The organism is Dentiradicibacter hellwigii (genome assembly GCF_041770905.1).
Classification (GTDB): Bacteria; Pseudomonadota; Gammaproteobacteria; order Burkholderiales; family Rhodocyclaceae; genus Propionivibrio; species Propionivibrio hellwigii.
In genome coordinates, this window is sequence record NZ_JBEUWX010000002.1 from 1,136,877 (window position 1) to 1,153,792 (window position 16,916).

The 16,916-nt window shown below is 58.6% G+C and carries 13 protein-coding genes; 3 read left to right on the plus strand and 10 right to left on the minus strand.

Translation table 11 applies throughout. The features are described from left to right. Positions 1-6: 6 nt before the first annotated feature. The 4 genes from ABCS64_RS07535 to ABCS64_RS07550 form a co-directional block, all read right to left on the minus strand. Positions 7-660, minus strand: coding sequence for a methionine ABC transporter permease (locus ABCS64_RS07535; protein WP_418891245.1), 654 nt, complete (start codon positions 658-660; stop codon positions 7-9). After that, positions 657-1,880, minus strand: coding sequence for a methionine ABC transporter ATP-binding protein (locus ABCS64_RS07540; protein WP_418891246.1), 1,224 nt, complete (start codon positions 1,878-1,880; stop codon positions 657-659). Before ABCS64_RS07540 ends, ABCS64_RS07535 begins: the two co-directional genes overlap by 4 nt. 353 nt (positions 1,881-2,233) lie before the next feature. Continuing rightward, the gene (gene ispF / locus ABCS64_RS07545; RefSeq protein ID WP_418891247.1) at positions 2,234-2,737 is read right to left on the minus strand and encodes a 2-C-methyl-D-erythritol 2,4-cyclodiphosphate synthase; all 504 of its coding nucleotides are present in this window, start codon (positions 2,735-2,737) and stop codon (positions 2,234-2,236) included. A 1-nt stretch (position 2,738) separates the two neighbouring features. Beyond that, entirely contained in the window at positions 2,739-3,587 is an 849-nt protein-coding gene (locus ABCS64_RS07550) for an IspD/TarI family cytidylyltransferase (RefSeq protein ID WP_418891248.1), read from the minus strand. A gap of 288 nt (positions 3,588-3,875) precedes the next feature. Here ABCS64_RS07550 and thiD point away from each other — a divergent pair, with 288 nt between their 5' ends. Further along, the gene (thiD, locus tag ABCS64_RS07555) at positions 3,876-4,697 is read left to right on the plus strand and encodes a bifunctional hydroxymethylpyrimidine kinase/phosphomethylpyrimidine kinase (protein ID WP_418891249.1); all 822 of its coding nucleotides are present in this window, start codon (positions 3,876-3,878) and stop codon (positions 4,695-4,697) included. A gap of 909 nt (positions 4,698-5,606) precedes the next feature. Here thiD and ABCS64_RS07560 read toward each other — a convergent pair. Beyond that, positions 5,607-5,993 (minus strand): hypothetical protein, encoded by a 387-nt coding sequence (locus ABCS64_RS07560; RefSeq protein ID WP_418891250.1) that lies wholly within the window; start codon positions 5,991-5,993, stop codon positions 5,607-5,609. Between the two features lie 13 nt (positions 5,994-6,006). Continuing rightward, on the minus strand, positions 6,007-6,309 hold the full coding sequence (locus tag ABCS64_RS07565; protein WP_418891251.1) for a hypothetical protein: 303 nt from the start codon (positions 6,307-6,309) through the stop codon (positions 6,007-6,009). 800 nt (positions 6,310-7,109) lie between these two features. Here ABCS64_RS07565 and ABCS64_RS07570 point away from each other — a divergent pair. Continuing rightward, positions 7,110-8,327 carry an MFS transporter gene (locus ABCS64_RS07570; protein WP_418891252.1) on the plus strand — a complete coding sequence of 406 codons (1,218 nt, stop codon included), beginning with the start codon at positions 7,110-7,112 and terminating at the stop codon, positions 8,325-8,327. A 186-nt stretch (positions 8,328-8,513) separates the two neighbouring features. Here the strand turns inward: ABCS64_RS07570 and ABCS64_RS07575 are convergent, their stop codons facing one another. The 3 genes from ABCS64_RS07575 to ABCS64_RS07585 all read right to left on the minus strand — a co-directional run bounded on the left by ABCS64_RS07575 (position 8,514) and on the right by ABCS64_RS07585 (position 12,633). Further along, complete coding sequence (locus tag ABCS64_RS07575) at positions 8,514-8,747, minus strand: DUF3567 family protein (RefSeq protein ID WP_418891253.1); 234 nt, start codon at positions 8,745-8,747, stop codon at positions 8,514-8,516. Positions 8,748-9,202: 455 nt separating this feature from the next. After that, entirely contained in the window at positions 9,203-12,028 is a 2,826-nt protein-coding gene (locus ABCS64_RS07580) for a cation-translocating P-type ATPase (RefSeq protein WP_418891254.1), read from the minus strand. A gap of 176 nt (positions 12,029-12,204) precedes the next feature. Next, complete coding sequence (locus ABCS64_RS07585) at positions 12,205-12,633, minus strand: universal stress protein (protein ID WP_418891255.1); 429 nt, start codon at positions 12,631-12,633, stop codon at positions 12,205-12,207. Positions 12,634-13,030: 397 nt separating this feature from the next. On the opposite strand from ABCS64_RS07585, the gene ABCS64_RS07590 reads away from it, so the two are divergent. Beyond that, positions 13,031-14,389 carry an SLC13 family permease gene (locus ABCS64_RS07590; RefSeq protein ID WP_418891256.1) on the plus strand — a complete coding sequence of 453 codons (1,359 nt, stop codon included), beginning with the start codon at positions 13,031-13,033 and terminating at the stop codon, positions 14,387-14,389. 1,368 nt (positions 14,390-15,757) lie between these two features. Here the strand turns inward: ABCS64_RS07590 and ABCS64_RS07595 are convergent. Next, on the minus strand, positions 15,758-16,714 hold the full coding sequence (locus tag ABCS64_RS07595; RefSeq protein ID WP_418891257.1) for a S49 family peptidase: 957 nt from the start codon (positions 16,712-16,714) through the stop codon (positions 15,758-15,760). Positions 16,715-16,916: the final 202 nt, after the last annotated feature.

Genomic DNA, 16,916 nt, shown 5'->3' on the forward strand with positions numbered 1-16,916 from the left:
TAAAAATCAGCGGTGGCTGATGCGGTGCGCCAGGCGATCACCCGCAGACTGGATAAACTGCACCAGCACAATCAGCACGAGGACGACCAAGGCCATGACCTCCGGCAGGAAACGCTGGTAGCCATAGCGAATGCCGAGATCCCCCAGCCCGCCGCCACCCACCGCGCCCGCCATGGCCGAATGGCCGATCAGGCTGACCAGGGTAATCGTCAGGCCGGCGATGATGCCGGGCATGGCCTCGGGAATCAGCACCGTGCGGATTATTTGCCACGGCGTCGCGCCCATTGACTGCAATGCCTCGATCAACCCGCGATCGACCTCGCGCAGCGCGCTTTCAATCAGACGGGCAACAAAAGGAATGGCAGCGATGGTCAGCGGTACGATCGCCGCCTTCGTCCCAATCGAAGTCCCGACGATCCAGCGCGTAAGCGGGATCACCGCCACCAGCAAAATGATGAACGGCGTCGAACGCACTGCATTGACAAGTACACCGAGGATGCGGTTCAATGGGCGGTTCTGCAGCAGACCGTGCTGATCGGTAATCACCAGCAGCACGCCCAGCGGCAGGCCGAGCGCCGTACCGATAAAGCCGGAAACGCCAACCATCCACAAGGTCTCCAGCAGGGACGTCTGAAAAAGGCGCAGCAGCTCGGGACTCATAACACAACCTCCTCAAGAATAATGTCGTGCGCCTTGATCGAAGCCGCCGCCGCTTCAAGCGCGGATGCCTCGCCGCTGGCCGCAGCGACCAGCGAACCGAAGCTCACGCCCTGGATCTCATCGATATAGCCATGCAGCAACTTGATTTCGACATTGAAGCGGTTGGATATTTCGGTCAGCGACAAGCGGTCAAAGCCATCGTCCTTGAACGCCAGGCGCCAAATGCGCCCCGCCCCGCTCGCCACCAGGGCAGATGCCCGCTCACGCACGCCCGGCGGAATTTCATTGCCGATCACCTCACTGAGCAGCGTGCGCGTAATGGCCTGTTTCGGCACGGTAAAAATATCGGTCACCGTCCCCTGTTCGGCAAGATACCCGCCGTCGAGCACCGCCACACGGTGGGCGATTGCCTTGATAACCTGCATCTGATGCGTGATCAGCACAATAGTCAGCCCAAGCCGCGTATTAATGTCCGCCAGCAGGGCAAGGATCGACTGCGTCGTCTCCGGATCAAGCGCCGAAGTGGCCTCATCACACAGCAGTACGCGCGGTTCCGTCGCCAGCGCGCGAGCAATGCCGACGCGCTGCTTCTGACCGCCGCTGATCTGACTCGGATAGCGGTCGCGCTGATCCGTCAAGCCGACCAGTTCAAGAAGTTCATTGATGCGCCGGGCAATCTTTTCTTTCGGCGTCCCGGCCAGTTCAAGCGGCAGGGCAATGTTGCCGGCGACCGTGCGCGACGACAGCAGGTTGAAATGCTGGAAGATCATGCCGATGCGGCGGCGCATCTGGCGCAGCGCCGCATTATCGAGCGTCATCAGGTCCCGGCCATCAAAGATCACCTGCCCGGCACTCGGGCGCTCCAGCCGGTTCAGCAAGCGCAGCAGCGTACTCTTGCCCGCACCGCTACGCCCAATGATGCCGAATATCTCGCCTTCGTAAATGTCGAGGTCGACGCCATGCAAGGCATGCACGCCCCCCGGAAAAGTCTTACTCGCGTTACGCAGGGAAAACAGCGCCGTACCGGCCCCCGCCGGCGCGTCGAACAACGCCGCCTCCGGCCGCGCCGCGTCGCGCTGCTGCGTTTGCTCCAGATTATGCGCGGATGGCACGGGCGCCTCCCTGGGTAATCGCGTGCGCATCGTACGCAAGCGCGCGATGTACTCGGGCAAACGGCGGCGCACACCGGGCGCCGGAATCAAGGCTTGGGTCAAATCCATGTTGATTGCAATTCGGTTGAAATAATGGCCGGTTCAAATCAGCAGACTGAATACGAATTGCGATTGTATAAGCAGCGCTTATTCCAACAAAAGAATTATTGTTTATTTTCATATATCAAAACAGTATATTCCCCGTCGTGACGGCCTCAGATCATCATCCACGCGTCCATCGAAAAGACATGGATGATGCAACACGGGCGCGCCAATGGATGCCGACGGGTGAATTGTGCATTATGGCGCAGACATGGCTTGAACGGTAAAAAAACCGCCCAATGGCATGACCCGACCGAGTTAGATGACCGGCTTTTCACCACAGTGGCGCGGCGCGGAAAGACTGAAAAATACGCTCGCCCTCAGGCGTCATGAAGCTCGGCATCCCGTTCGATCAACGCTACGGCGTCGCAGGCGATGCCTTCGCCACGGCCGATAAAGCCGAGTTTTTCCGCCGTTTTGGCCTTGACGTTGACACACCCGGGAGACAACCGCAGATCCTCGGCCAAACAGGCAACAATCTGCGGAATATACGGCGCCATTTTCGGGCGCTCGGCATGAATCGTGGCATCGATATTGACGATGCGCCAGCCGGCCTCTGCCAGCAGATCACGGACAGCGCGCAGAAGCACGCGGCTGTCGGCATCCTGGTAATGCGCGTCGGTATCCGGAAAATGGCGGCCGATGTCGCCCAGCGCCGCAGCACCAAGCAAGGCATCAGTCACCGCATGCAGCAGAACGTCGGCATCGGAATGGCCGAGCAGCCCTTTTGCAAAAGGAATCTCGACACCGCCAATGATCAACCGCCGCCCTTCGACCAGCGCATGAATATCGCTGCCCAATCCCACACGAATCATCGTGTTCATATTACCGGCTCCCTGCCAGAATCAACTCCGCCAATGCCAGGTCGGCGGGGTACGTCACCTTGAAATTGCGCAACTCGGAAGGCACCAGTCGGGGCTGATAGCCGGCCATTTCCAGCGCGCTCGCCTCGTCCGTCACTCCCCTCGGTGCGGCCGCCAGCGCGGTGCGCAGCAGACCGTAGCGGAACATTTGCGGCGTCTGCGCCTGCCACAGTCCGTCGCGCGTGACCGTAGCAGCGACACGCGGGGCTTGCGCGCCATGCGGCATGTTGCATCGTCGCGGCGCGGCCTGATTCGGCTGTCCGCCCAAATCAGCCACCCCAGCCAAACTCCCCGCCTCCGCGTGGGCGCGCTTGAGCGTATCGGCCACCGGCAGGGCGAGCAAACCGCCGACCGGATCATCCGCCAGCGCATTCAGCAGCGCATCCAGCAAAATCGGCGATAAACAGGGACGCGCCGCATCATGGACGAGCACCCAATCGTCCTCCGCCAGTTCGCCGGCCATTGCAGCCAGGCCGTTAACAACGCTTTCCGCGCGCGTCGCACCGCCGCAAAACACCGGCCGCAAGGTATCGCCCAGCGACGACCAGTCATAGCCAGCCCACCAGGCATCCCCTGCGGAAAGTACGACATAGACCTGCGCGATTCGCGTCTGGCGGCACAGTACCGACAACGCGTGCCAAATCATCGGCCGCCCAGCCAGCGGCAGATACTGCTTGGGAGTTTGTGAGCCGAGACGGACGCCGTTTCCGGCCGCGGGCACGAGGGCAAAATGGCGCGGCCGGGCATCGGCCTGAACATCGGAACGTGAATCAGACCGGCCACCCGGCCGAAAACGTGACGGAGAGGACATGGCCGCCATTTTAGCGGAAAGGCTGTTCAGCGATGGCCCTGATGGACGCGCCGATAACATGAACCGATGGCGCGCTTAAAGCCCCGCCAAATACACGCCGGACGGCGCGCCATTTCCCGGAGAAGCTGATAGCATGGCGACCAATCCAAGGCAGGTGGTTTCGGTCGCTAAACGGCGCCGGCTTGGTCGAATGGGAAACATCGGGCGCGCAAGATTGACGGCGCCTTTACCAGCCATTCTGGTGGTTTTCCGCACGCGGGTATCCCGCTTTAACAGAGGAGTTCCGAGATGACACGCATTCCCATGGCGCTCACCATTGCCGGCTCGGACAGCGGCGGTGGCGCAGGCATACAGGCTGATCTGAAAACCTTCCAGATGCGTGGCGTTTATGGCATGAGTGTGATCACAGCCATCACAGCGCAAAATACGCGCGGCGTTTTCGATATCCACACCGTTCCGCAATCTACCGTGCGCGCCCAGATTCAGGCGATTGCGGAAGACCTCCCGCCCACCGCATTGAAAATCGGCATGCTCAGCACGGCGGACATCATCGAATGCGTGGCCGCCTGCCTGCAAACACACCGCCTCGGCCCGCTGGTACTCGATCCGGTGATGATCGCCAAAGGCGGCGCACCGCTCTTGCAGCAAAACGCCATCGCTGCCTTGATTGCCTGCCTGCTGCCGCAAGCCGACATCATCACGCCGAACCTGCCCGAGGCCGAAGCGCTCACCGGCATTCCGATTACCGACGATGCCAGCGCCGCCGAGGCTGCCGCACGTCTGCAAGCACTCGGCGCCAAAAGCATCGTCATCAAAGGCGGACACAGCGGCAATTCGCAGGATGCCGTCTGCCGCGACCGGGTATTCCTGCCTGACCGCACTTTTGTGCTCGAATGCCCGCGCTTTGACACGCCGCACACACATGGCACGGGCTGCACCTTTTCCGCCTGCATCACGGCGGAACTGGCCAAAGGACACGGCATGGAAGCGGCCATCCGGTCGGCCAAAGCGTTTATTACCGCCGCCATCTCGCAGCCGCTCAACATCGGTTCAGGGCACGGCCCGGTCAACCACTGGGCATGCCAGACAAACGGCCCCGCCCTTGGCTGACGTCGAAGAGAAAAATACCGGGCCACGAACCGGCAGACGAATGCATCGGTACAAAGCCGAAAAAATGACGGCATTTAATGCATTAAGCTACTTGCAGGACTGTCTCGTTGGGTGGCGGGATCACGGATCGCGCGTGCGGCGTGTGCTGGCATGGCGCGCCTGCGGACCCACAACGTCCGTGGTGACCTAATGCGCAACAAGGCATATCCAAAACCTGCCTGTCTTTGCCGGCAAACAGCACAAATAAGCGGTTGAGCATAGCTTTAGCACCGGCGCATTCACAATTCAGTTTCCGGCGCGCCCCTACATGGCGTTTTTTGATGGGCAACTGCAGGCCGCTGTCGAGGTAGAGATCGTTGAGACGCGGAGGCGACTCTTGGCAAAATCAATTAGCTAAAATTGATTACCTCGGTTGTAAATTTTTTCCCAATCGCTTCCCCTTTCTTCCCAGCTGATCCGACCCTTCCTGCATTTATCGCCCCCTTTTTTATTGATCTCGTTTGGAATCTGCTGCGCCCTGCGCAGTGGTGGGAAGCACCTAGTCAAGTCATTGCGTTTCTGGCAGGTGCGGTGCTACTGCATTTTACGCAGCGATAAGAATCTATTTTTCAGTCGCAGGATAATTTGTCCACTTGATCCCCCTGCATTTCACGCGGCTGGGAGAAGCCCACAAACTGCTTCGATGCCGATCATTTCAGGAAATACCACTGTGCCGGCAGAGTGATCAGAAAAGTTGTCTTGGGGTGCGCTTTGGGGCGCGCTTCGTTTCGCCTACGCCTACGGCTTAACTTACGTGGCTTCGCGGAACATGCCGGATGCGCCCACCTATCCTCATGGGGCAAACTTTCCGTGACCGTAAGATCGCCATAATTTCAGGAGCGCAAGCCGGTATCACGCCGCGCCATGACGCTACTTCCCGTGTCCGGGCATATCCTCTGGCCGTGGCGGGACGTAATACTTAGCCCACTTCGGGTCTTTGCGCGGGTCATGATTCAAGCGGCCGTCACGTAGGCGTTCCTCAATGTGCCGGTCTTCGTGCCGACTGCGCCGGTAGTTTACCTGTGCGCGCTCTTCCGGCGTGACAAAAATTTCCCGCGTAAAATCACGGTAGCTTTCTATACCGACGTAAGCCCGTTCAAGCATTTGCTCCAGTCTTCGGGCTTCTTTGCTCAAGGCATTGTACTCATCAATATCCCGTGCCCGCTGATTGATGGCATCCATGATGGCGTAATGCCGCTCGCTGGAAATCGCCTCCGCATCGGCGCGATTAAGAAACATGCCAAGAAAGCCAAACATAAGCGTTCTCCTGTTACCTCGGATTCGGAGCGGTGGCCGCTACTTTTTGATGGGGCGGGACGTAATACTTAGCCCACTCCGGGTCTTTGCGCGGGTCATGACTGAGGCGGCCGTCACGCAGGCGTTCCTCAATGTGCCGGTCTTCGTGCCGACTGCGCCGGTAATTTACCTGCGCGCGCTCTTCCGGCGTGACAAAAATTTCCCGCGTAAAATCACGGTAGCTTTCTATACCGACGTAAGCCCGTTCAAGCATTTGCTCCAAGGTCTGGATATACTGTTTCAATTCTGCAATACCCTGTGCCAGCGTCTTCGCCATAAATGGTCTCCTTGAAACAGAAACACATAAGGATTCACTCGCACTGTATTCATGAAACATCACACCGTCAAGCAGCGACGGTAAGCCAACGCGATAAATTACATCCTGTTTTATGCCACACCAAATATGGGTATTAATCGCAAATTAATTGCATCAATTACCGCTGGATGCAATTACGCGGCAGATGCGGCCCGGAATCGGGTGCAAACCATTTCCCGACCATTCGGTGGCGCCAAAACGGGATGGGAAATCCAATTTCGGGTGTGAAATCATGAAAAGTCCGATCGCGAGAACCCATGCTGGCGCGGGTCATCGCTGTTTTGCATCGGACGGTTAGGGCGGCTTCATTGGTTTAGGGCGGCCCCCTGGTTTAGGGCTGCCATCTGGCACTGATGCGGAATGGATGCCCGTTCAGCGCAGGCCGCACGGGCAGTCTGGTAGTATCAAAGCCGCCATAAAACAGCGTGCCGGCCAGCCCGGCCTGTGCGTATCATTCCCAGACCGCCACACCTTCTAATTTCAAACCATAGCCCCAAAATTTACGGGCAAGACATTGCCCGATATTTTTCGACGGAAGCATGCTGCCGCCCCTTACGATGACCGCCCCTTACGATGACCGCCCCTTACGATGACCGCCCCTTACGATGACCGCCCCTTACGATGACCGCCCCTTACGATGACCGCCCCTTACGATGACCGCTCCTTCTCCCCCCGACCCTGCTTCTGAGCCGGTTGCTCCCCCCGCGCCAAATGCCGCACAAACAGGCTCGGCGCCTGTTCCGTCTGCGGTGGCGATTTCGTTGCCGCTTCTGATCGGTGCGGTGGTGATTCTGGCTCTGAATCTGCGTACTCCGCTGGTGGCGGTGGGGCCGGTCGTTGGCATGATTCGGGAAGATTTGGGCGTTTCAGGATCGTTCGTCGGCCTCGTCACCGCTTTGCCGATGCTGGCGTTCGCCCTGTTTTCTCCGCTGGCGGCACGGCTCGCCCGCCTTTGGGGCATCGAAAACGTATTGATCGGCTCGTCGATACTACTGGCGATCGGCATTGCCGTGCGTTCGGCCTGTCCTTCCGCCGCACTGCTCGTGGCCGGGACAGTCATTCTCTCGGCGGCGATTGCCATGGGTAATGTGCTATTGCCGGCGCTGGCCAAGCGCAGCCTGCCTCACCGCGTCGGGCTGGTTATCGGCGCCATGACATTCACCATGTCGCTGTCAGCGGCCGTCGCCGCGGCCGTCGCCGTGCCGTTGGCGCACTGGCTAAACTGGCGCTGGTCGCTGGGCGTCTGGATCACGACCGCCCTGCTTGCCCTGCCGGTATGGCTGTATCTGAAGCGGCAGACGCCGCCGGCGCCCCCCGAATCGCCTGCCTATGGGCAAAACCCCACGCAGACACCCCACGCGGCGGGCGGCCTGAATGTCTGGGCTTCGCCTGCGGCCTGGTGCATCAGCGCCATGATGGGCGTGCAGTCACTCATGTTTTACGCCATGGCGAATTTCCTACCCTCCGTACTGGCGGAAAAAGGCATGAGTGCGCTGGAAGCGGGTGCATACGGCTCGCTGTTCCAGGCCGTATCGCTGCTCGGCGTACTGGGCGCTTCGGCCCTCTTTGCACACAGCCGCCACAAGCAGGCACTGGGGTTGGGCATGGCGCTGATGCTGGTTGCGGGCATCGGCGGCATCTGGCTGGGCGGCCTGGGGACGATGTGGCTGTGGGTGACGTGCGTAGGCATCAGCGGGTCGGCGCTATTTTCCGTTTCATTGATGCTGTTCGCCCTCCGTACCGACTCGCCGCAGGAAGCGGCCGCCTTATCCGGCATGGCGCAGTCAGTGGGGTACACAATCGCAATCTTCGGCCCGCTGGGCATGGGCATGCTCTATGACGGGTTCGGCTCGTGGCGGATACCCATGGGCGTTCTCACGGCGATGATGGTCGGCGAATGTGCGCTGGCCTGGGCTGCAACCCGCGCCGAAACGCTGTCGCAATGCGCGCAAGCGGCGGAGAAACGCCGGCGATTTTAGAAGCCGTCCGGAGCTCCTTTATCCACGCGGGTTTCCGGGGGAACGCCCTGAAGCCCTTATAAACAGGGCATCTCCAAGCGCCCTGCCCGCTAGCCCTTTATCTACGCGGGTTTCAGAGGCGCCTGCCGGCAAACGCCCTGTTTACGCGGGCTCCAGAGGAGGCGCCCGCCGGCGATGCTCCGTCATTCAGTGAATCACAATCGGCCGCGCCGCACCGGCGCAGAAATCATCGAGCAGCGCATCAATCGACTCCTGGCTGCGCTCGGCGTCGGGAATATTGTCGATGGCCGAACGCAGCCCCATGGCCACCGAACCTTGCACGAACAGGCTGCGGCTGGACTGTTTGTCGACCAGCTCGAAAGCCTGCCGCGTCGGATAAGCGACGATGGCATAGTTTTCGCTGTTATAGACAATATCCATGGTGACTCCTTTCTGCCCGATGGCGCCGAACGAGAAGCCGCCCGGCAGGAGAAGAAGATGCGGCCGGTTTTTATAGTTTCAAGCCCGCCGCCCCGCCCGCTGATGCCGCTTCACGCGGGCCCGTGCCGGCCGGCTTGTCCCCGGTCGATGCACGCAGATACCTTCTACCACACATCCGGATTCGGCGTAACGGACAAAACAGGCGTTTTGGCGCGTCATGGGCAAAATGGATACGGTCGGCAGGGCGGCGATGGCGGATTTTGCGCCGCGCGCCTACAGCATGTGGGGGCTCTGAAACCCTTATCAACAGGGCATCTCCGGGCAGACGCCCGGAGATCCTTTATCCACGCGGGTTTCCGAGGGGGTGCCCGGAAACACCCTATCCACGCGGGGTTCAGAGCGCCCGCCCGGAAATGTCCGGCCTTGCCCGCCGGGCGCCGGCCAACACTGTCGCACTAACGACTACGGCGGGCGAACACCTTGAGAACTTCCATCGTCAGCGGAGAAATGAAGAAAAACGGCAGCATCAGCAGCCAGTCATTCAGGCCAAGCGGTACGGTATCGAAGACAGGTTGCAGGAACGGCACATAGACCACCATCAAAACCAGCAGGAACGATACGATGACCGCCCATACGATCCAGCGGTTGTTCATCAGCCCGAGCGAGAAAACGCTGTGCGTTTCAGAGCGCGCGGTAAAGGCGCGCAACAACTCAGACGTGCATAGCGTAATGAAGGCCATGGTCTGCGCAGCGGCCAGATGGTCGGGATAACGCGCCTGCGCCAGCAAAAATACGCTCAGGACGGCAACGGCGTCCACAATGCCGATGACGCCGATACTGATCGCCATCATCTTGTCGATGACGGGTTCGCCCGGCGAACGCGGCGGCCGCGTCATGATATCCGGCTCGCCCTTTTCCATGCCCAGCGCCAGCGCCGGCGCGCCATCGCTGACCAGGTTGAGCCAGAGCAGCTGCACGGGGCGCAGCGGAATCGGCAGGCCAAACAGCATCGCCGAGAAAATGATGAGAATTTCGCCGACATTGCAGGCCAGCAAGAAGTAGACAAACTTGCGTATGTTGGCGTAGATGATCCGCCCCTGGTGGATGGCGGCGATGATGCTGGCGAAATTGTCGTCGGTCAGCACCATGTCGGCCGTCTGCTTGGCAACGTCCGTGCCGGTGATGCCCATAGCGACGCCGATATTGGCGCGTTTGAGCGCCGGCGCGTCATTGACGCCGTCGCCGGTCATCGCCACGACATGATCGTTGGCCTTCATCGCATCGACAATACGCGTCTTGTGCTGCGGCGACACGCGGCAGCACACTTGCAGGCGTTCGGCGCATTTCGCCAGTTCGGCATCGCTGAGATTTTCAATTTCGCTGCCGGTGAGCACCAGCCCGCCCGGCTTGAACATACCGATATCGCGCGCGATCGCTTCCGCCGTGTCCTTGTAGTCACCCGTCACCATCACGCACTTGAGGCCGGCGCCATGCGCCACTTTCAGCGCCTCGACGACTTCCTGGCGCGGCGGGTCGATCATGCCGAGCAGTCCGATGAAGACCAGGTCTCGTTCCACCGCTTCCGGCACCGGCGCATCCGGCACACTATCCAGCGGCCGGCAGGCAACCGCCAGCACGCGCAGGGCCGAAGTCGCCATACCATGGTTCTGCGCCAGAATTGTCGCCCGCGCTTCCGCCGTCAGCGGGACGGTTTTACCGCCTTCGAGGCGCTGCGTGCACAGGTCGAGAATGACATCGGGCGCGCCTTTGACAAAAGCGGTGACAGCGCTGCCGACTGCCGCGACGATGTCCGGCGCGCCATCAACGCGGTGAATGGTCGTCATCCGTTTGCGGTCGGAATCGAAGGGGATTTCCTGTACGCGCGGCAGCTGTTCATTGAGCGCATCGCGCCAAAGCCCTGTCTTGGCAGCAGCCACGACCAGCGCGGCCTCGGTCGGGTCGCCGGTAATGCGCCAGACGGACGCGCCACCGTCCTGAGGCTCCTCTTTCAGCGTCGCATCGTTACACAACAATGCGCCCCGCAACAGCAGGGAAACGTCGGGATATTCCTGCGGCTGGAAACGTTGTGCGTCGGCAAAATCGTTGGCCGACGCGCCTGTAAAAAACTCGCCCTGCGGTACGTAGCCTTCACCGCTGACCTTGAATTGACAGTCTCCGGCAACACCTTGCAGGACAGTCATCTCATTCTGCGTCAAGGTGCCGGTCTTGTCCGAGCAGATGACGGTGGCGCAGCCCAACGTCTCTACGGCGGGCAGCTTACGGATCAGCGCGTTGTTTCTGATCATCTGCTGCATGCCGAGCGCCAGGCAAACGGTGACGATCGCCGGCAGACCTTCCGGCACGGCCGCAATCGCCAAGCTGACGGCGGTCATGAACAAATTGATGATGTCCTTTTCCTCGGCGCGCAGATAGGCCATGAAATCGCCGCCGATGGCTTGGGCCAGATGCGTGTCGCGGAACAAACCATAAATGAACACCAAGGCGCAGATAATCAGGCAGACGGAACCGAGTACCTTGCCCAGGTGTTCCAGCTTCTTTTGCAAGGGCGTCTGCTCGTTTTCAAACGATTGCAGCATCTCGGCAATCATGCCCATCTGGGTATTCATGCCGGTGCCGATGGCCAGCCCCTTGCCCCGGCCGTAACTGATCATGGTGCCCATAAAGGCCGAATTGGTCCGGTCGCCCAGCGGTGCGGCCGGGTCCAGCAGTGCCGAGGCATCCTTCTCTACCGGCACCGATTCGCCGGTCAGCGAAGCTTCCTCGATTTTCAGGTTGACGCTTTCGATCAGGCGCAGATCGGCAGGCACGAAATTGCCGGCTTCCAGCATGACGATGTCGCCCGGTGCAACTTCCCGGCCGGGGATGGATACCAGCACGCCGTCACGAATTACGGAGGCATTGGGCGCGGACATTTTCTGTAGCGCCTCAAGCGCCTGCTCCGCCTTGGATTCCTGCACCACGCCGATCACAGCGTTGAGGATGACGATCAGGACGATCGCGGCCGAATCGACATATTCGCCCAGCGCCAGAGAAATCAGCGCCGCCACGATCAGGATGATGATGAGAAAATTGTTGAACTGATCCCAGAGCAATGCCATAAAGCCCGGGCGCGGGCGATCTTTCAACTCGTTGTAGCCACCGCTGTCCAGCCGTCGCCGCGCTTCCGCCGCACTGAGGCCGCGCTCGCTGTCCGTCTCAAATTCGGCCGTCAGCGCGTCGATTGTCTTGCCGTGTGATTCTTTGTCGAACATGGTGTGCATGAAGGCTCCTTGTCTCTTGATTTTTTCACTCTTACGGCGGTGTTGTCTGCAACGCGGCTTATGGCGTGCACCCCTCCTCAAGGCGCCTGCCGGCGATTCTGCGCTTTATTCTTTTGCCGCATGCACCTGCCCTGCCCTTCATGCCCTTCCTTTCGTCCATTGCCATCACATTGCCATTATTTAACGAGCAGGATGGGCACCGAGGACAGATGCAGCACCTTCATCGTCGCTGAACCGATCAGTCGCCCCAACGCACCGCGTCCGTTCGTCCCCATGATGATCTGGTCGCAACCCAGCGTTTCGGCAAAATGGATAATCGTTTCGGCCACATTGCCGAATTCGGCATGACAGGTATAGCGCGCGCCGGCAGCATCGAGCAACGCACGCGCAGGCGCCAGGGCGTGTTCACTTTCCTCACGCAGAAAGTTGGCAATCTCGTCATGGTTGAAAAAACGTTTCACGCTATGACTGATCGGCGGCTGAACGTTGAGCAGATGAATCTCCGCGCTGTCCGGATCGGCATAATCCAGGCGGGTCTGCGCTGCCAGCGACACGGCTCTCAACGCACATTCCGAACCATCGACGGGAATCAGGAACTTTTTCATATACCCCCCTACGTTTTCGAGCATGCTCTATGGAAAACAGTCGTCGTTGCAAACAGCAGTATTCAGTCTACCCGCCCCAGGCATTCCGGTGCAACATGGAGAGACGCACTCAACGCAGGGCAAACGCAGCGCGCATCTACCACGCCCCATGCGATGCACGCAGTGTTGTGGCCTTGTTTTTACCACCGGAAGCGGTTAGCGGGTATGTGGAATACCGAAATTGCTTGGCACCTGAAAGGGCGTATATTCCGCCTTGCATTTAATGTCGCGTAATGCGCTAAGCAGAATGGACTGACCGACGCCCTGCCTGGCTCCACCATCCAGAGCGCCAAACTGAATATCCGGCGGTGCGCCCTTGCGCGGTTTTCAATTTTTATATTGATATGAGGAGGTGCATGTGGAAGGTATTTCATTAGTTGCCATCATGTCCATCGCCGCACTGGTCGTCGTTGTTGCGATCAGCTGCGTTAACGAGGACCTGAACGTCGGCTTCCTGGCCATCGGCTTCGCCATCATCGTCGCCGGTGTCTGGGGCAATACTGCCGGTTCAAAAGTCTTGACCTACTTCCCGACCAGCCTGTTCATGATCCTTGTCGGCGTGACCTTCATGTTCGGCATGGCGCAGACTAACGGGACGATGGAAAAGCTCACTGCCTACGCCGTACGCGCCAGCGGCGGCAACGTCGCGCTGATGCCGCTGATCGTCTATATTCTGACGACGATCATCACCACCATCGGCCCGGGCAACATCGCCGGGACGGCGTTGATGGCGCCCGTCGCCATGGCGATCGCCACGCGTATCGGCCTGTCTGCTTTCCTGATGACGCTGATCGTCGTCGGCGCGGCCAACGGCGCGGCTTTCTCGCCATTTGCCCCGACCGGGATCATCTCCAACGGCCTCATCGCCAGAATGGCGCCGGAACTGGGCATCACCGCTGACGCACTGAACGGCCTGGCCTGGAAGGTGCATTTCAACTCCACGCTCGCGCAAGCCTTTGCCAACATCGGCGGCTTCTTCCTTCTGGGCGGCTGGGCCTGGATTTCGAAGCAAAAAGGCGGCAAGCTGGATATTGATGAACTGGCGCCGAAACCCGAGCCGTTCAACGGCGCCCAGATCCAGACCTTGTCGATGGTCGGCATACTGATCATTATGGTTATTCTGCCCGGGCTGCCGTTCATGAAGCCCTTCTTTGCCAGCAATCTGTGGCTGAAGAATATGGTCGCCAACGTCGGTACCATCGCTTTCATTCTCTCTTGCGTTCTGATGCTGACCGGCGCAGGTGACAGCAAAGCTGCCGTTAAAGTCGTGCCTTGGGGCGTGATCATGATGGTCTGCGGTATGACCGTGCTGATCGAAGTCATGGATAAATCCGGCGGTCTCAACGCACTGGTCAAGATCATCGGCACCATCTCCAACCCGACTTCGGCCAACGGTACGCTGGCGCTCATCACCGGTGTTATTTCGGCCTACTCCAGCTCGTCTGGCGTCGTCGTGCCGATGTTCTTGCCGATGGTGCCGGGTCTGATCAAGGAAATCGGCGGCGGCGACCCGGTCGCGCTGATCTCGTCAATCAACGTCGGTTCGCACCTGGTCGATACCTCGCCGCTCTCCACGCTGGGCGCTCTCTGCATCGCCTGCGCAGGAGACCACGAGGACAAAGGTGTACTGTTCAAGAGACTGCTGATGTGGGGGCTGTCGATGTCTATCGTCGGCGCTATTGTCTGCTACGTCTTCTTCGGCCTGCTGGGCTTCTAATCTAGGCCACAGAAAAACAGACGTCACAATTCTTGGAAAGCAAAAGCCGATGGCACCTGCCATCGGCTTTTTTATGCGCTTTTTATGTCAAACCATAACCCGGAAAATGCTAACTGCTTTGTAGCAAGGACGTTTTAGTTTTTATACGCCCTATAGGCTTCGGTATAAAAAGCTTTTTAAGCATGGCGCAGATTGTGTGGGCTTCACTAGCAACAACAGCACAGCTTCCAGATTTTTCATGAATGTAGTGTCAGTTACCCTGACCGCCCATTACAATTACGCGAACGGTACAAAACAACCGAGAATCAAGAATTCAGGCAACGATTCCAACATAACAGGCACTCTCGACAGCCCAATGCTCTTCAACAACATTGCCATAAAGGCCGATCTGGTCGGCAACCCCTCACCATAAATATCATGCTGGTTTTAGCAGCCAGGAACAGTTTAGCGTGTCATTGATGCACTCAAATATAAAGCGCTTCAATTTCGGCGTAATGGACAAAAAATAGGTGTTAAAAATCGCTATAGCCTTTACGCGGCAAGGCTTTACAAGAGATCAAAACCTTTGCACACAAAAAATGCTTTTTTGCGACCCCAAACGGCCAAGAAAAACGGACGCCGTAACGGCGCTCAGCGCTACAACTACAACCGTTGCGGTCAGTGTCTCAGCGGCGGGCAAAAGCCAAATCCCAGCATCAACACCCTTTTGCAGCGCTATAGTTGAATAAATGAAAAAGCCTAAGCTCGAAACCTGCGCAGAATAAGGGTTTCCGGGGTGCCTGCCCGCAAACACCCGATTGGCGCGGGTTCCAGCGCTGCCCTGTCTGAAACGCCCAAAAGACGCGGGCTTCCGGGCAGCCGTTGCGGACGAACAGCTACTGCGGACGTTCGGACGCCACGCTGGTATCTCTTACCCAGAGTTAAAAGTGTGTGCCGTTCAACCCGCCGCGCGCAGACGCCAACGCGCTTAATGCGCAATACAGGCAGATGACTGCCGCGACGGGGAGCAGGTCCAGAGCCCGTGTGGAATAAGGGTTTCCGGGGTGCCTGCCCGCAAACGCCCGATTGGCGCGGGTTCCAGCGCTGCCCTGTTTGAAACGGCACATGCCGTGCTTGCTTTCCTATGGACGCTTTTCTGATTTGGGCGTTGCTGAATCGCTACCCGCTAACTCGCGTGGATTTGGGCATCTCCGGACTGCGTTTTTCAATTCTTTTTTGCCAAGAGGACGTCTTAAAAACATCCGTTTTGTCCATTACACCTAAAAATGTGAGGGCATGGGGTAACTGCAAGAATCCGCAGGGCGATGCCCAAATGACGCACCGCATTGCTATTTTTGTTTTGTTTATCCGCTGTGAAGCGAAACCCTCTCAGTGCAACGCCGCTGCGTCACCGCCAAACAACCGCGCGGCGAAGCCATTTCCGGCCTCTGCGCCCAACCGCTTGGCAAAACGTTCGGCAATATTTTCTTTGAGCGAGTAATCGAGTACGTTTTCCGCCTTGATAATGTCGCGTGCGACCGAATCCACGGTGCCGAAGTCGTCGGCCAACCCCATCTGGATACCTTGTGCTCCCGTCCAGATCAGTCCGCTAAAGATTTCTGGCGTTTCTTTCAGACGCTGGCCGCGCCCCTGGCGCACGGCGTCGATGAACTGCTTGTGGACTTCGCCTAGCAAAGCTTCGGCATGCGCCTTCTGTTTTTCATCCTGCGGCGAAAACGGGTCGAGAAAACCCTTGTTGTTGCCCGCGGTCATCAGACGACGTTCGACACCGACTTTTTCCATCACGCCGGTAAATCCGAAACCATCCATGCGCACGCCAATCGAGCCGATGACGCTGGCCTTGTCGACGAAAATCTTGTCGGCCGCTGACGCGGCATAATAACCGCCCGAAGCGCAGACATCCTCGACAACCGCATATAGCGGGATTTTCGGATATTTGGTGCGCAGGCGACGAATTTCGTCGTAAATGATGCCGGACTGTACCGGACTGCCGCCAGGGCTGTTGATACGCAGGATAACGCCCGAAGTATTTTTGTCTTTAAAGGCTGCCTGCAAGGCATTATTGACCTTATCTGCGCTGTTGTCGCCCGTCGATTCAATGACGCCGTTCAGATTGATGAGCGCCGTATGCTTGCCATCGCTCGATGTATCGCTGCGTCCCCAGTCAATCCAAACGATCATGGCAATAACAAAATAAGCCAGCATGGCAAATTTGAAGAAAATGCCCCAGCGCCGCTTGGCCCGCTGCTCCTTGAGAGAGGCCACGGCAAGCCGTTCGAGCAGCTTTCGCTCCCATTGTGGCTGATTGGTGTTCGGTGTATCCACGGTAAAACTCAGATTGGATTTAAGAAAGGGTCAATAAAAATCAGTGCATTCGACGGGAATGCGTCGATCGGGTACTGGTGAGAATGGCAGGGATCGGCGAACGACCGACAAACTCAACGTTACACCGTTACACCGCAGAATAAAGCAATACTGCACGGCCGCCGCTGTCGATGACTGTTTCCGTTTTTATGTTGTTAAGGAG

What these genes read in the sequence shown, in the direction of transcription:
- ABCS64_RS07535 (WP_418891245.1), bottom strand. Translation starts at nt 660, where the DNA reads ATGAGTCCCGAGCTGCTGCGCCTTTTTCAGACGTCCCTGCTGGAGACC.
- ABCS64_RS07540 (WP_418891246.1), bottom strand. Translation starts at nt 1,880, where the DNA reads ATGGATTTGACCCAAGCCTTGATTCCGGCGCCCGGTGTGCGCCGCCGT.
- ispF (WP_418891247.1), bottom strand. Translation starts at nt 2,737, where the DNA reads ATGAACACGATGATTCGTGTGGGATTGGGCAGCGATATTCATGCGCTG.
- ABCS64_RS07550 (WP_418891248.1), bottom strand. Translation starts at nt 3,587, where the DNA reads ATGTCCTCTCCGTCACGTTTTCGGCCGGGTGGCCGGTCTGATTCACGT.
- thiD (WP_418891249.1), top strand. Translation starts at nt 3,876, where the DNA reads ATGACACGCATTCCCATGGCGCTCACCATTGCCGGCTCGGACAGCGGC.
- ABCS64_RS07560 (WP_418891250.1), bottom strand. Translation starts at nt 5,993, where the DNA reads ATGTTTGGCTTTCTTGGCATGTTTCTTAATCGCGCCGATGCGGAGGCG.
- ABCS64_RS07565 (WP_418891251.1), bottom strand. Translation starts at nt 6,309, where the DNA reads ATGGCGAAGACGCTGGCACAGGGTATTGCAGAATTGAAACAGTATATC.
- ABCS64_RS07575 (WP_418891253.1), bottom strand. Translation starts at nt 8,747, where the DNA reads ATGGATATTGTCTATAACAGCGAAAACTATGCCATCGTCGCTTATCCG.
- ABCS64_RS07580 (WP_418891254.1), bottom strand. Translation starts at nt 12,028, where the DNA reads ATGCACACCATGTTCGACAAAGAATCACACGGCAAGACAATCGACGCG.
- ABCS64_RS07585 (WP_418891255.1), bottom strand. Translation starts at nt 12,633, where the DNA reads ATGAAAAAGTTCCTGATTCCCGTCGATGGTTCGGAATGTGCGTTGAGA.